Source organism: Amycolatopsis suaedae, from assembly GCF_004214935.1.
Taxonomy (GTDB): domain Bacteria; phylum Actinomycetota; class Actinomycetes; order Mycobacteriales; family Pseudonocardiaceae; genus Amycolatopsis; species Amycolatopsis suaedae.
In genome coordinates, this window is sequence record NZ_SFCC01000008.1 from 207,402 (window position 1) to 221,428 (window position 14,027).

Here is a 14,027-nt window from a genome sequence, read left to right on the forward strand (position 1 = left end):
GTATGGGGATCATCCCGAAGCCGCTGCGGCCGCTGCTGGAACGGCACCGTGAGCTGGTGCGCTTCGCCACGGTCGGCGGCATCTGCTTCGGCGTCACGCTGGGCGTGAACTACGCGCTGAAGATCACCGTGCTCCAGGCGCACCCGCTGACCGCGCAGGGCATCGCGATCATCGTCGCCACGATCGTGTCCTACGTCCTGAACAGCGAGTGGTCCTTCCACACCAGGGGCGGCCACCGGCGCCACCACGAGGCCGCGCTGTTCTTCCTGGTCTGCGCCATCAGCCTGGGCCTGAACTCGGCGCCGCTGGCGGTGTCGCGGTACGTCCTCGACCTGCGGGTACCGGCCGTCGACCTGCTCACCCAGGAGGTCGCCGACTTCCTGTCCGGCATGGTGCTCGGCACCGCCATCGCCATGGTGTTCCGCTGGTGGGCGATGCGGAAATGGGTGTTCCCGCTCACCGCCGAGCAGCGGGCCGAAGAGCCCGTCGAGCCCGAGGCCCGCAAGGCCGCGTGAGCCGGATACGTAGACTGCGCACGTGACCGTCGTCGAATCCGTGCTGGCCAGGATGCCCAAGCCGCTGCGCGGCATCCTGGTGAAGCACCGCGAACTGCTCAAGTTCGCCGTCGTCGGCGGAACGACGTTCCTGGTGGACAACGGCGTCTGGTACTTGCTCAAGCTGACGGTGCTGGAGACCAAGCCGACCACGGCCAAGGCCATCGCCATCATCGTCGCCGTGATCGTGTCCTACATCCTCAACAGCGAGTGGTCCTTCCGCACCCGAGGAGGACGGCAGCGCCATCACGAGGCGGCGTTGTTCTTCGTGATCAGCGGTGTGGCGATCGCGGTGAACCTGGTCCCGCTCTACGTCTCCCGGTACGTGCTCGACCTCGAGGTGCCGCACGTGTCGTTCCTGGTCCAGGAGATCGCCGACTTCACCAGCGGCTCGGTGATCGGCATGCTGCTGGCCATGGTGTTCCGCTTCTGGGGGTTCAAGAAGTGGGTGTTCCCTGACGAGCTGGGGCACCGCCGGCGGGACAACGACGCGGTCGTGCGCAAGCTGCCGCAGCGCTGAGAGCGAACCACTGCGCCAAACGGGTGGCCCGGCGTCTGGCGGCCAGGGGAATTAGCTGGGCTGGACGTCCGAACTGCGGGATGCTTCCAGCGTGTCGCATTCTGCGGGTGCGCGGTGGGCGCCCGCTCTGGTCCTGCTGCTCGGCGCCGTCTTCCTGTTCGCCAGTGGAGCGGCCCTGCTGTGGCGGGGGCAGAGCGCGAGCGACGGCACCACGATCAACGTCGGCGACACCGCCGTGGGCTCCGGTGGTGTGGTCGTCCGCGGCGTGGAGTCCTACAGCCCGCTGCTGCCCGGCGACCGGATCCTGGCCATCGACGGCGTGCCGGTCGGTGCGGCGGTCGGCGTCCTGCCCGGCGGACCGCCCGTGGCCGTCGGCCAGGTCCTCCACTACGAGGTGCTGCGCGACGGGGTGACCCGCACGATCGAGGTCCGGCTGCACGACTTCCCCGTCCTCGGCAACCTCGCCACGTCCTGGCCGTCGCTGGTGGTGGCCACCGCGCTGCTGCTGGTGTCGCTGGCGATCTTCCGTGCCCGTCCGCGCGACCCGGCCGCCGCGGCCGGGCTGGTGCCGTCGACGCTGGCGTTCGTCGCCGTGACCGCGTCCGGCTTCTTCGACCTGGAGGCACTGGACCTGGTCGCGGGCGACCAGTTCTGGCGCTGGTACGCGGGCGAACTCGGGTTCACCCTGCTCTGGGCGGGCATGCTGCACTTCGCGCTGGCCTTCCCCGAGGTGAGCGACCGGCGCCGGTTCCGGGTACGGGTGGCCGCGGGTTACGTCGCGGCAGTCGGGTTGTACGCCGTTCCCGCCGTGTTCACCCTGCTCACCGTCGACGACCCGCTGACGCGGCTGTCCACGACCGGCTCGCCCGCGCTCGGCGCGCTGTACACCTTCCCGGTGCTCGTGGTCGGCGTCCTGGTCGTGTCCTATGTGAGCAGACCCGATCCGCTGGTGCGGCGCAGGCTGCGCTGGCTGGCGTTCGCACTGGGTGCGGGGGCCGTGCTCTACCTGGGACTGTGGTCGATCCCGCAGGCACTGACCGGCACCACCCCGCTGCCGGTGCAGTACTCGTCGCTGTCGTTCCTCGGCGTCCCGGTCGCGGTCGCGCTGGCGATCCTGCGGCACCGGGCGCTCAACATCGAGGTGGTGATCAGCCGGTCGCTGGTCTACGGCAGCCTGAGCGTCGCGCTGGCCACGCTCTACCTGGTCGTCGTCGGGGCGCTGCACCTGCTGTTCGGGCCGCTGGACCAGCTCTGGCAGCAGGCGGGCGCGGCGGTGGCCGTCGCGCTGGCCGTGCAACCGCTGCGGGCCCGGCTGCAGGCCCTGATCAACACCCGGCTCTACGGCGAGCAGACCGACCCGTACCGGATGGTGTCCGCGCTGGCCGCCCGGCTGGAGAAGCTGCCCGGGCCCGGCGAGCAGCTTCCGGCGCTGGTGGAAACGATCGGCGCCGCTCTGCGATTGCCCTATGTGGCCATCGAACTGGAGCGTGACGCCGGCACCGAGGTGGCGGCCAGCTTCGGGACGCCGACACCGTTGTCCCGCAGGCTCCCGCTGACCCACCGCGGCGAGCGGGTGGGTCAGCTGGTGATCGCCAGGGAGACGCTGGACCGCAGGTCGCACGACGTACTCGACGAGGTCGCCCGGCACGCCGGGACGATGGTCTACACCGCGAAACTGACCGGCGACCTGACCCGCAGCCGCGACCGGCTGGTCAGTGCCCGCGAGGAGGAGCGGCGGCGGCTGCTGCGGGAGTTGCACGACGGCGTCGGCCCGACGCTGGCCGCGGTGAACCTGGGCCTGCGGGCGGGCAGGCAGACGGTCGGCGAGAACGGGCCCGCCGGGGTGCTGCTGGGCAAGCTGCAGGACGCGCTGACGCTGGCGATCACCGAGGTCCGCAGGCTCGCACAGGATCTGCGGCCGCCCGCGCTGGAGAAGCTGGGACTGCTCGGCGCGATCGCCGACCACGTCGACGCGATGAACGCGGGTGAGGACGGGCCGAAGGTCGTCCTCGAGGCGCCGGAGGCGCTGCCGCCGCTGCCGCCCGCGGTCGACGTGGCCGCCTACCGGATCGTCTGCGAGGCGCTGACCAACGTCGTCCGCCACGCCCACGCCAGCCGCTGTACGGTCACCCTGCGCGCGGGTGACGCGCTGGAGATCGACGTCACCGACAACGGCGCCGGGCTCACCCCCGGCAGCCCCGGGTCCGGCATCGGGCTCACGTCCATGCGGGAGCGGGCGGCCGAACTCGGCGGCGAGTTCACCGTCGACTCCCCGCCCGGCGGCGGCACCCGGGTGGCCGCCGTCTTGCCACTACCGGAGGGAAAGCCATGACCAATGCGGCTGTCCGGGTCCTGGTGGTCGACGACCATCCACTGTTCCGCTTCGGGCTGTGCACCATGCTCGGCGCGGAGCCGGTGATCGAGGTGGTCGGCGAGGCGTCGAGCGGGGCACTCGCGGTGGAGGCGGCGGAGTCGTTGCGGCCCGACGTCGTGGTGATGGACCTGCACCTGCCCGACATCAGCGGGGTGGAGGCGGCCGGGCGGATCGTCGCCGCCGTACCGGGTGCCGGGGTGCTGATGCTGACCATGGCCGACGACAGCGAGTCGGTGTTCGCCGCGATGCGGGCCGGTGCCCGCGGCTACCTGCTCAAGGACGCGGAGCCGGAGGAGATCATCCGCGCCGTGCGGGCGGTGGGCCGCCGCGAGGCCATCTTCGGCCCGGACGTCGCCAACCGGGTGCTGAGCTTCTTCAGCAGCCCGGCCCCGCCGACCGACCCGGTGTTCCCCGAGCTGACCAGCCGGGAACGTGAGGTGCTCGGGCTGGTCGCCGAGGGGCGGAGCAACTCGGCCATCGCGCAGTCGCTCTCGCTCAGCCCGAAGACCGTGCGCAACCACATCTCCAGCGTGTTCAGCAAGCTTCAGGTGGCCGACCGGGCGCAGGCCATCGTCCGCGCGCGGCAGGCCGGACTGGGCCGCTGAGCCGAACTCGGGTACGCCCGTTCGGGCAAGAACGGGACACCGGTCCCATGCGCCCGGGACACCTCCCCCGGCAGGGTGAGTAACCGTAGGGAGGCGGGTACTCACCAGAGGGGGCAAACCATGGGACGGATTCCGGTGCTCGTGCACGCGACCGACCCGATCCTCAAGCACGGGGTGCGCACGGCGCTGCGCCCGCGGCCGGAGGTCGAGGTGGTCGAGAGCGGCGTCGACGTCGGGGCGGTCGTCCTGCTGGTCACCGACCGGCTCGACGACGCGATGACCCGGCAGCTGAGCAAGCTGCAGTGCCGGGGGCACTCGCGGATCGTGCTGGTCGTGGGCGAGGTCGACGACAACGAGGTGCTGACGGCCGTCGAGTACGGCGTCTGCGCCGTCGCGCGGCGCGCGGAGGCGACGCCGGAGATGCTGGTGCGCCTGGTGCGGGCCGCCGCGGCCGGTGAGGGCGCGCTGCCGCCCGACGTGCTGGGCAGGCTGCTGACCAGCGTGTCCCGGCTGCAGCGGCAGGTGCTGCAGCCCAAGGGCATGCGGCTGGCGGGGATCAGCGCCAGGGAGGGCGACGTGCTGCGGCTGGTCGCGGCCGGGCTGTCCACCCAGGAGATCGCCGCGAAGCTGTCCTACTCGCAGCGGACCGTGAAGGCGATCCTGCACGACGTCACCAACCGGTTCCAGCTGCGCAACCGGTCCCACGCCGTGGCCTACGCCATGCGCGAGGGATTGATCTAAGGGTGTGTCTGCCGGGTGGGGCCGTAGCGAGCGTGGATCAGCGTGGTGATCGCCAAGGCGGAGGCAGGCCCTCGTACTGGATCGTACTCGGGCCTGCCGACAACGCAGGCGATCGCCGCGCTGGCCGCGCGCAGTAGGCCCCACCCGGCAGACGCACCCTCAGGGGGGGTGGCCCCCGGGCTGCCCGAAAGGGCGGCCCGGGGCGCCCGGTCGGCCCTTCGCCGGGTCCTACCGGAACGGCCCGCCGGGCCGCACGCTGGTCAGGTGATCCCCGAGGCCGACGCGGCGCTGAGCCGCCTGCTCACCAGCCAGCTGCCCGACGGCGTCGCGGTGCGGCTGGAGCCGCCGGCCCCGGTGTGGCGGGAGGATTCGGGCGGCCCGGTGGTGACGCTGTTCCTGTTCGGACTGCGTACCACCGCGACCGGCGCGTGTGAACTGTCCTATTTGGTCACCGCGCGGGCGGCCGACACCCGGCGGGAGCACCTGCTGCTGGACCACGCCCTGCGTGCGGTGCGTGGCGGCGGCCCGGCCACCCGGGTGGCCCGCACCGACGCCGGCGCGCTGTGGAGCAGCCTCGGCCTGCCCGCCCGCGCCGGTTTCGTCGCGGTCGTCCGCCGGCCGCGTTAGTTCTCGCCAATGTGGCTTCTGGTGCGTTGAAGTACCCCAATGTGGCATTGGGGTACTTCAAGTTCCCCAATGCCACATTGGGGAACTAGCGCGGCGTACGGGCGGCGGGCCAGCTCACCCCGGGCACCAGGTCGGCGGGGCGCGGCGCGCGCAGGAACAGGCTGAACACCGCGGGCCGCTTGCCGGACAGCTCCAGCCTGCCGCCGTCGGCCTCGGCCAGTGCCCTGGCCAGCGCCAGGCCGACGCCGGTCGAGCCGCCGCCGGAGAAGCCGCGGTCGAAGATGTGCGGCGCCAGCTCGTCGGGCACCCCGGCGCCGGTGTCGGACACGTCGACGACCACCGTGCCCTCGGTGTCACCGCGCCGCGCGGCCAGCGTGACGGTGCCGGCGCCGTGCCGCCTGGCGTTGTCCAGCAGCACGCCGACGACCTCACGCAGCCGCCCCGGCGTCGCCCGCACCAGCAGGCCGTCACCGGCCCGCACCCGCAGGTTGCGACCCTCGGCCCGGAGCTGGTGCATCCACTCCTCGGCGATCTCCGGCAACGCCACCGGCAACTCGACCACCTCGGCGCTCTCCTCGCTGGCCGCCCTGGCCGCGGCCAGCAGCTCGTCGAGTGCCTCGGCGAGGCGGTCCGCCTGCTCCTGCGCGGCCAGCGCGTCCTCGGCGACCTCCGGGTCCTCGTGGCCGGTCAGCGGCTCCAGCCGCAGCTGCAACGCGGTCAGCCTGCTGCGCAGCTGGTGCGACACGTCGCCGACGAGCTGCCGTTCCCGCTGCACGAGCTGCGCCAGCGCGGTACCGGACGAGTCCAGCGCCTCGGCCACCATGTCCAGTTCCCCGACCCGGTAACGCTTGGGATCGGGCCGGAAGTCGCCGCCACCGAGGCGAGCGGCCCGTTCGGCGACGTGCCGCAGCGGCTGGGCCAGCCGCCGCGCGGTCACCGTCGCCACCACCGTCCCGGTCCCGACCGACAACAGCACCAGCAACACGACACCGGCGGTGACCTGCGTCTGCGTCGCCCGCAGCGGCCCGGCCGGGATGGCCAGCGTCACGGTGCCCTCCCGGGCGATCGGCACGGTCTCCGCGATGGCGTTCGTGCTCGGGTCGACGCCGTAGTGCAGGTCGGCCTGGCCCCGCTGCCGCACGGTCAGCAGCCCGTCGGACGGCACCGCCGCCCGCACCCCCTCCAGCACGATCGGCCTGCCGTTGGCCAGGTCGTCGTCGAGGGTGGCGGCGATCCGCTGCCCGCTGGCCACCAGGTCGTCCCTGGCCAGCGTCTCCACCAGCGTCCACGCCGTGATGCCGAGCGGGATGCCCAGCGCCGCTCCGGTGACGGCCACCGCCAGCAGGATGGCTAACAGGATGCGGCGGCGCACGGTGTCACTCGGCGTTGAAGCGGAAGCCGACGCCGCGCACGGTGGCGATCCGGCGCTCGGTGTCGTGGTTGCGGCCCGGCCGGGGCGAACCCTCCTGCGCGACGGCGAGCTTACGGCGCAGCCAGGACATGTGCATGTCCAGCGTCTTCGACGTCTTGGACTCCAGGTCGTTCCACACCTCGGCGAGGATCTCGTCGCGGCTGACCACCTGGCCCGCCCGGCTCATCAGCACCCGCAGCAGCTCGAACTCCTTGTTCGCCAGCTGCACCTCCCGCCCGTCCACGGTGACCAGCCGGGCGCCCAGATCCATCCGCACCCCGCCGGCCTCCAGCGCCTCGGGCGCCCGCCTGCGCAGCAGTGCGCGGATCCGGGCCAGCAGCTCGGCCAGCCGGAACGGCTTGGCGACGTAGTCGTCGGCGCCCGCGTCCAGGCCGACGACGAAGTCCACCTCGTCGGTGCGGGCGGTCAGCATGAGCACTGGCAGCTCGGAACCGCCCGCGCGCAGGCGGCGGCACACCTCCAGCCCGTCCATGCCGGGCAGGCCGAGGTCGAGCACCAGCAGGTCGACCCTGTCCGACGTGGTGACCTCCAGCGCGCCCGGCCCGTCGGCGACCACCCGCACCTGGTAGCCCTCTCTCTGCAGGGCCCGGGACAGCGGTTCGGCGATGGCCGGGTCGTCCTCAGCGAGTAGCACCATGCTCACCTGGTGAACTCTACGACCACGGGGCGTGAAACGATCGTGATCGTGACCGGGTACGCGCAGGATCTCGAACTGGCCACCCAGCTGGCTGACACCGCCGACGCCATCACCACCGACCGGTTCCGTGCCCTGGACCTGGCGGTGAGCCGCAAGCCGGACCGCACCCCGGTCACCGACGCCGACACCGCCGTCGAGGACGCGCTGCGCGCGGTCCTGGCCGACCGGCGACCCGGCGACCGGATCGCCGGCGAGGAACGCGGCGGCACCACCGGCGACGGCCGCACCTGGGTGATCGACCCGATCGACGGCACCAAGAACTTCCTGCGTGGCGTACCCGCGTGGGCCACGCTCATCGCGCTGGTCGACGGCGGTGTGCCGGTGGTCGGCATGGTGTCGGCGCCGTTGCTGGGCCGCCGCTGGTGGGCCGCCACCGGCTCCGGCGCCTGGTGCCGGGACACGGCCGGGACACGGCGCATCTCGGTGTCCGCGGTCGGCGACCTCGCCGACGCCTACCTGTCGACCACCCACCTGGGCTCGTGGACCGAGCACCACTCCCGCGAGGCGTACCTGGCGCTGACCGACGCCTGCTGGGAGAACCGCGCGTTCGGCGACTTCTGGTCGCACTGCCTGGTCGCCGAGGGGGCCATCGACATCGCCGCCGAGGCGATCGTGAACCCGTGGGACGTCGCGGCCGTGCAGGTGCTGGTGACCGAGGCCGGTGGCCGCTTCGGCGACCTGAACGGCGGTGACCGGTTCGACGGCGGTTCGGCGCTGTCGACCAACGGCCTGCTGCACGACGCCGCCCTGGACGTCCTGCGCCACTAGACCTGACTGCCGGCCAGTTCCAGCCGTTCCGCCGTGGGCCAGGCACTCAGCGGCACCCGCACCGGCAGCACCATGGTGCTGGCACAGCGCTCGCTGACCACCCGGAACGGGTCGCGCTGCTCGAAGTCGAGATAACGGACGTCCACCTCGGGCAGCCGGTGCCAGCCCAGGCTCCGGTAGTAACCGACGATCCCGGGATCACACAGCACGAGCCCGAACGGGACGCTCAGCCCGGACAACAGCTTGCACAGCCGGTCACCCAGCTCCCTGCCGAGCCCGCGGCCGCGGTGGTCCGGATGGACAGTGAGCAGCCCGACGTTGCCGACCAGCACCTCCAGCGGCGCGCCGTGCTCGGTGACCTGGACGAACCGGCGTAGTACGCCCGCGTGGGCGACCACCTCCCCGTCCTCGCGGGCCACCACCCGTACCTCGGGCCGGGACCCGAACCAGCTGGTCCGCACGGCGGGAGGTCGTGAGCAGGACACCCGAAGCAGCGCCGACAGCGCCGCGTGGTCGTCACGGCCGAGGTCGGCCTCCCGAACGATCTCCCACGTTGTCATAACTCAAGAGCGTGACACCGGGGACTCGAACAATCGAGCGATTTAGCGGCCTGGCAGCACCCCGACCGCACCACGTGCCACCTGCGCCCAGGCCAGGCGGCCGAACAGGTAGTGGCAGGCGACCTGCTCGTTGCTGAACCGTGCCCAGTCGTAGCGGTTGCCCTGCTCGCGCCAGAACACCTCCCAGGCCGGAACGCCGTCCTCCTCGGGCAGCTCGGTGCGCAGCAGGCACCACGCGTTGTCCGCCTCGGTGCCGATGGACACCACCTCCGGCGGCACGCCCAGGGTCTCCAGCCACCGGCCGATCGTCTCGGCGTTCATGCCCCCCGCCCTTCGAACGTCACGTCCACCAGATACCCCATCGTCACCAGCTCGTCGGCCGAGTACAGCGTCCGGTACCGCACCGCGCCGCCGTCCTGGCCGAACCACGGCGCGCTGACCGCGTGCCAGACCGGCAGCGTCCGGCGTACCCGGTAGCGGCGGTACTCGGCCGCCGCGAACGCGGGCGGCAGCGACCGCCCGGCGAACGCCACCCCGGCCGGGGCGAACACCCTGCCCGCCACCGGCCCGAAGCGGTCCAGCTCGGTGCCCTCGGGCAGCAGCACCGGCTCGCCCGGCTCCCGGCAGCCCTCCGGGTACTCCTCCGCGGGCGGCCACGCCTGCTCGTCGACGCCGGCAGCCGGTTCGTAGCCTGCCAGCACCTCCTCCGGCGCCGTACCGGGCGGCGTGGGATGGCGGCGCCAGCCCGCGTGGATCTTGCCGAGCGCCTCGGTGCTGTCCATCCGGCCGGACTCCGGGTGGTCGTGCGGCGGGAAGCAGGACGCCTCCGTCCCCGGCGCGGGATGCGGCAGCTGCCTGGCCGGCCGGTCCGCGGCGACCGGGAGATGCCCGATCGGGAACATGTGCACCAGGAACAACGCGACGATGCTCTCCCGCTCCCGCCGCGGAGCGCCCAGTGGCTGGCGCCGGGACGGCCGCCGCGGTGCCTGCGGGTAGACCGGCGGGTACCCCGGTGGGACCGGCTGTCCCGGCTGCTGCCGGTACGGCGGGTAGGGCTGCTGCTGGTACGGGTAGGCGGGCGGCGCGTACCCCGGCGGTGCGCCGGGCTGGGACACCGCGGGCGGTGCCGCTGGTGCGGCCGGTGCCGCCCCCGGTCCGGCGTCGGTGAACCCGGCGGCCTGGGTGCCCTGCGCCGGTTTCGGGATCGGGCCGGTGTCGCCGGACAGCGCCGTGCCGGACGGCGGGGTGGGCACGTCCTCGAAGCCGCCGTCGGGCAGCAGGCCTTCATACGGTGCCCGCACCGGGCCGGTGTCCGGCGCCAGCGGTATCCCCGACGGCGGTGTGCGGCCCGGTTCGGCCGTGGCCAGCTCGGCCACCAGCCCCTCCCGCACGCCACCGAGCACGGCCGCGGTCCCGGCGAACACGGTGTCCAGGCCCAGCAGGGCGTCCGGGTGCCCGGCCTGGGCGGCGACGTGCGCGGCGTCGCGTTGCTTGGCCGCCTGGATGAGCTGCTCCACCATCTCGACCTTGGCCTTGGCGATCCGCTCGGCCGCGTGTTCCAGCCGGTCGGCGGCCGCCCCGGCGTCCCGTGCCGCCGCGCCGAGCGTGCCCAGCTCCGGGTCGCCGACCTTCGCCCACGCCGCCGTCGCGGCCTCCCCGACGGTGCCGCTGAGGCCCTTGACCGCGGCACCCACCACGTCGTCGGCGTCCGCGGCCAGCGCGGTCAGCTCGCGCTGCGCGCGCCGCCAGACCTCGGCCTGCGCGGCCATGGCGGTCTCGTCGGCCTCGGGCCAGGCCAGGCCGACAGCGGCCGCCACCTCCGTGAGCTCCCCGGGAAGCTCGATCCCCATACCGCTCCCCTAGTTGTTCACGTCGGTGGACTCCACCTGCTCGGCGGCCGTCTCGTCAGCTTCCCGGTACCGCGCGGCGGCCTCGGCAAGCCTGTCACCCATCCCCTCGAGGCTCCCGGCAACACCCCGGACCCGGTCGAGCGCGACTTCGGCTCGGGCGGTGTGCGCCTCGGCGAAGCTGCGCCCGATGGCGTCGTCTCCCCACACCGGGCCGGACAGCGCCTGCTCCAGTTCCCCCGCGATCGCCGCGGCCCGCGCGACCAGGTGCTCGACCTCCGCCGCACCGGCCGCGACGCGCTCGGCGTCGACCTCGAACCCACTGTTCACCGCTCCGCCACCCAGTTCTGCCGTTCGTAGCTGTCCTCGTCCGGCGCCGCCGGCTCGATCTCACTGTCGCGCAGGTCGGCGGTGCCGTGTAGCAGCGCACGCGGGTCGGCACCGGTTGGCAACGCCGGTGCGAGCACCTCACCGGCCGCGGCCAGTGCCTGGACGGCGGCCGCGGTGGTGGTGGCGACGATCTGCCTGGCCAGTTCCTCGGGCCGGTAGGCACGGTAGGCGTCGGGGTCGATGGTCAGGCCGGTGAGCAGGCCTCTGGCCCCGACGGTCGCGGTGACCAGCCCGTCGGCACTACGGGCGGTCCCGGTGGCGGCTGCCAGCTCCCGCTGGGTCCCGGCGAGCTGTTCCCGGCTGCGGCGGTAGTCGGCGAGCAACTCGTCCACCCGAGCCTGGTAGCCCTCCATCGACACCTCCAGCGATCCTGCGGTGACAGCACCCGGTGACTCGTGAGACGCAGCCCCCACCGCTTCGGTTCCCAGATTTTGCGAACCGGTTCACACCAAGCATGCCCGGTCTAGCCTGCCAGCGCGCGCACCACCCTGGACGGGCTGGGCCTGCCGAGGCACCCGGCCATCCACGCGCTGGTGGCCACCAGTGCGTCGAGGTCGACGCCGGTCCGCACGCCCAGTCCGTCCAGCGCCCACACCAGGTCCTCGGTCGCCAGGTTGCCCGTCGCCGACTCGGCGTACGGGCAGCCGCCGAGGCCACCCGCCGAGGAATCCACAGTGGACACCCCGCAACGCAGTGCGGTCAGCGTGTTGGCCAGCGCCTGACCGTAGGTGTCGTGGAAGTGCACGGCCAGCGCCGACGCCGGCACACCCGCGTCGGCGAACGCGGCGATCAGCCGTTCGACCTGACCCGCGGTGGCCACGCCGATGGTGTCGCCCAGCGACAGCTGGAAACAGCCGAGGTCGAGCAGCCTGCGCCCGGCGTCGACCACCTGCGCGGCCGGGACCGGACCCTCCCACGGGTCGCCGAAGCACATGGACAGGTACGCCCGGACGGGCAGCCCTTCGGCGCGGGCCCTGCCGACCACCGGCTCGAACAACGCGAACTGCTCGGTCAGCCCGGAGTTGAGGTTGCGCTCGGCGAAAGTCTGCGTGGCACTGCCGAACACCGCGATCTCGCCGACCCCGGCGGCCAGCGCCCGGTCCAGGCCGCGCTCGTTGGGCACCAGCACCGGGTACCGCGCCCCGTCCCGGCGGTCCAGTTTCGCCAGCAGCGCCTCGGCGTCGGCCAGCTGCGGCACCCACTTGGGGTGCACGAAGCTGGTCGCCTCCAGCACGGTGAGCCCGGCGTCGGCGAGCCTGCCGAGGAACTCGAGCTTCACCTCCAGCGGCACGACCGACTGCTCGTTCTGCAGGCCGTCCCTGGCGCCGACCTCCCAGATGGTCACCTCGGCGGGCAGCTCACCCGCCGAGGGCACCGTGGCGGGCAGGCCGACGTCGCGCGCCCCCACGTCAGCGGCCGCGGCGGCCGCGCGGCTGCTGCTGCGGGCCGGGGTCGGCGGGCTGCGTGGTGTCCGGCGGGTAGTCGTCGTACGGGTTGTCGTTGACCTGGCGGTAGATGTAGGTGTGCACCTTCTCCACCTGCGGGATGTCGTCGAACTTCAGCGGCTCGTCGGAGGCCGACTCGATGATCAGCGTGCCGCAGCCGAAGATCCGGTCGGTCAGCCCGTGCTCGAACTGGACGCTGTTGATCCGGCCCATCGGGATGTCGATCCCGGTGCGCTTGACCACGCCCTCGCGGGCGATCACCCGGTCGGTGGTGACGATGAAGTGCGTGGTCCGCCAGCGCACGAACGGCGCGAGGAACAGCCACACGATGAGGAGTACGGCGACGGCGGCGATGGCGATCAGCCAGATCATGTCCCACGGCGGCGTGCTGTCCTTGGCCAGCACGGCGAGCCAGACGCCGCCCGCGATGACCACGAGCAGGATCACGATCGGCAACACCAGCATTTTGAAATGCGGGTGCTTGTGCACAACGACGCGTTCGCCCTCGCTGAGCAGATCGTCCGGATAGGCCACGACAAGCGCTCCCGTGTTGTCGGCAACTGGTGCGCTTACCGTACTCCGCCGGATGCCGTCCGTGTCACCAGCGCAGGTGCACTACATCACCGGCGAACACGGTGCGCCGTTGCTCGCCGCTCTCCAGCACGAGCTGTCCGCCGGAGTCGACGTCGACCGCCTTGCCGTTGGTGGTCGCCCCGTCCGGCCCGACGACCTTGACCTCCTGGCCGAGGGTGGCGCAGGCCCGCCGGTAGCCGTCGAGCAGGCCGGCCTCGGCGAGGTCGGCCCCCGCCGCCCGCCAGCGCCGCTCGCGCTCGGCGAAGGCGTCCAGCAGGATCGCCGCGACGTCGGTGCGGTCGACGCTGGTGGCCTGCTGCTCGGCCAGCGAGGTGGCGGCCAGCCCGCCGGGGCCCGGCGCGACCCGTTCCGGCAGCGGCAGGACGTTGATGCCGATGCCGACGACGACGCCTGCCTCGTCGGAGGACAACGCCTCGCACAGGATGCCCGCGCACTTGGCGTGGTCCGGTCCGGCGAGCACGTCGTTGGGCCACTTGAGCACGGCGTCGACACCGAGGCGGTTCGCCACCTCCAGCACCGCCAGCCCGGCGACCACGGTCAGCGACCCGAGCGCGGCGAACGGCACGCCGGCCGGACGCAGCAGCACGCTGCAGTAGACACCGGTGCCCTTGGGCGAGGCCCAGTGCCGGGCCCGCCTGCCCAGTCCGGCGGTCTGTTCCTCGGAGATCAGCACCGTCCGGTCGTCCGCGCCGTCGGCCGCCGCGGCCCGCAGGTCGGCGTTGGTGGAGCCGGTGGTGGGCACGACGTCCAGCACGGTGTACGGCCCCTCGGGGGCGAGCCGGCCCGCCCGCAGCCTGGCGACGTCGATCGGCGTGCTCCGCTGATTCATTCCATCAGGGTAATGAGTCCCGCCAACCGGGATCGCGCTGACCG

The 14,027-nt window shown here is 72.9% G+C and carries 17 protein-coding genes; 7 read left to right on the top strand and 10 right to left on the bottom strand.

All coding sequences use genetic code 11. From position 1 onward, the window contains the following. Positions 1 to 2: 2 nt before the first annotated feature. From EWH70_RS17380 to EWH70_RS17415, 6 genes are all read left to right on the top strand, one after another. A complete protein-coding gene (locus tag EWH70_RS17380) occupies positions 3 to 515 on the top strand; it encodes a GtrA family protein (RefSeq protein WP_130476469.1) in 513 nt (170 codons plus the stop codon). A gap of 22 nt (positions 516 to 537) precedes the next feature. Next, a complete protein-coding gene (locus tag EWH70_RS17385) occupies positions 538 to 1,074 on the top strand; it encodes a GtrA family protein (protein WP_165436306.1) in 537 nt (178 codons plus the stop codon). A 91-nt stretch (positions 1,075 to 1,165) separates the two neighbouring features. Then, a complete protein-coding gene (locus tag EWH70_RS36195; protein WP_240687033.1) occupies positions 1,166 to 3,406 on the top strand; it encodes a sensor histidine kinase in 2,241 nt (746 codons plus the stop codon). Then, on the top strand, positions 3,403 to 4,053 hold the full coding sequence (locus tag EWH70_RS17405; RefSeq protein WP_130476470.1) for a response regulator: 651 nt from the start codon (positions 3,403 to 3,405) through the stop codon (positions 4,051 to 4,053). Before EWH70_RS36195 ends, EWH70_RS17405 begins: the two co-directional genes overlap by 4 nt. 120 nt (positions 4,054 to 4,173) lie before the next feature. Then, complete coding sequence (locus tag EWH70_RS17410; protein ID WP_130476471.1) at positions 4,174 to 4,794, top strand: response regulator transcription factor; 621 nt, start codon at positions 4,174 to 4,176, stop codon at positions 4,792 to 4,794. A 264-nt stretch (positions 4,795 to 5,058) separates the two neighbouring features. Further along, on the top strand, positions 5,059 to 5,421 hold the full coding sequence (locus EWH70_RS17415; RefSeq protein WP_130476472.1) for a Pvc16 family protein: 363 nt from the start codon (positions 5,059 to 5,061) through the stop codon (positions 5,419 to 5,421). Positions 5,422 to 5,506: 85 nt separating this feature from the next. Here the strand turns inward: EWH70_RS17415 and EWH70_RS17420 are convergent, their stop codons facing one another. Together EWH70_RS17420 and EWH70_RS17425 are read right to left on the bottom strand one after the other, a co-directional pair. After that, the gene (locus EWH70_RS17420; protein ID WP_130476473.1) at positions 5,507 to 6,793 is read right to left on the bottom strand and encodes an ATP-binding protein; all 1,287 of its coding nucleotides are present in this window, start codon (positions 6,791 to 6,793) and stop codon (positions 5,507 to 5,509) included. 4 nt (positions 6,794 to 6,797) lie between these two features. Further along, positions 6,798 to 7,490 (bottom strand): response regulator transcription factor, encoded by a 693-nt coding sequence (locus EWH70_RS17425; RefSeq protein WP_130476622.1) that lies wholly within the window; start codon positions 7,488 to 7,490, stop codon positions 6,798 to 6,800. A 42-nt stretch (positions 7,491 to 7,532) separates the two neighbouring features. On the opposite strand from EWH70_RS17425, the gene hisN reads away from it, so the two are divergent. Beyond that, complete coding sequence (gene hisN, locus EWH70_RS17430; RefSeq protein ID WP_130476474.1) at positions 7,533 to 8,318, top strand: histidinol-phosphatase; 786 nt, start codon at positions 7,533 to 7,535, stop codon at positions 8,316 to 8,318. Here hisN and EWH70_RS17435 read toward each other — a convergent pair. From EWH70_RS17435 to EWH70_RS17470, 8 genes are all read right to left on the bottom strand, one after another. Next, the gene (locus tag EWH70_RS17435) at positions 8,315 to 8,878 is read right to left on the bottom strand and encodes a GNAT family N-acetyltransferase (protein WP_130476475.1); all 564 of its coding nucleotides are present in this window, start codon (positions 8,876 to 8,878) and stop codon (positions 8,315 to 8,317) included. The genes hisN and EWH70_RS17435 overlap by 4 nt on opposite strands. Positions 8,879 to 8,920: 42 nt before the next feature. Continuing rightward, positions 8,921 to 9,199, bottom strand: coding sequence for a hypothetical protein (locus EWH70_RS17440; RefSeq protein WP_130476476.1), 279 nt, complete (start codon positions 9,197 to 9,199; stop codon positions 8,921 to 8,923). Further along, positions 9,196 to 10,728 carry a TNT domain-containing protein gene (locus EWH70_RS17445; protein ID WP_130476477.1) on the bottom strand — a complete coding sequence of 511 codons (1,533 nt, stop codon included), beginning with the start codon at positions 10,726 to 10,728 and terminating at the stop codon, positions 9,196 to 9,198. Before EWH70_RS17445 ends, EWH70_RS17440 begins: the two co-directional genes overlap by 4 nt. 9 nt (positions 10,729 to 10,737) lie before the next feature. Beyond that, positions 10,738 to 11,055, bottom strand: a complete 318-nt coding sequence (locus tag EWH70_RS17450) for a hypothetical protein (protein ID WP_130476478.1) — start codon at positions 11,053 to 11,055, stop codon at positions 10,738 to 10,740. Further along, positions 11,052 to 11,468 carry a YbaB/EbfC family nucleoid-associated protein gene (locus EWH70_RS17455; RefSeq protein WP_130476479.1) on the bottom strand — a complete coding sequence of 139 codons (417 nt, stop codon included), beginning with the start codon at positions 11,466 to 11,468 and terminating at the stop codon, positions 11,052 to 11,054. The genes EWH70_RS17450 and EWH70_RS17455 overlap by 4 nt, the downstream gene beginning before the upstream one ends. 110 nt (positions 11,469 to 11,578) lie before the next feature. Further along, complete coding sequence (locus EWH70_RS17460) at positions 11,579 to 12,523, bottom strand: hydroxymethylglutaryl-CoA lyase (protein WP_130476480.1); 945 nt, start codon at positions 12,521 to 12,523, stop codon at positions 11,579 to 11,581. A gap of 1 nt (position 12,524) precedes the next feature. Next, positions 12,525 to 13,094, bottom strand: a complete 570-nt coding sequence (locus EWH70_RS17465; RefSeq protein WP_205669152.1) for a PH domain-containing protein — start codon at positions 13,092 to 13,094, stop codon at positions 12,525 to 12,527. Between the two features lie 64 nt (positions 13,095 to 13,158). Further along, positions 13,159 to 13,983 (bottom strand): biotin--[acetyl-CoA-carboxylase] ligase, encoded by an 825-nt coding sequence (locus EWH70_RS17470; RefSeq protein WP_130476481.1) that lies wholly within the window; start codon positions 13,981 to 13,983, stop codon positions 13,159 to 13,161. Positions 13,984 to 14,027: the final 44 nt, after the last annotated feature.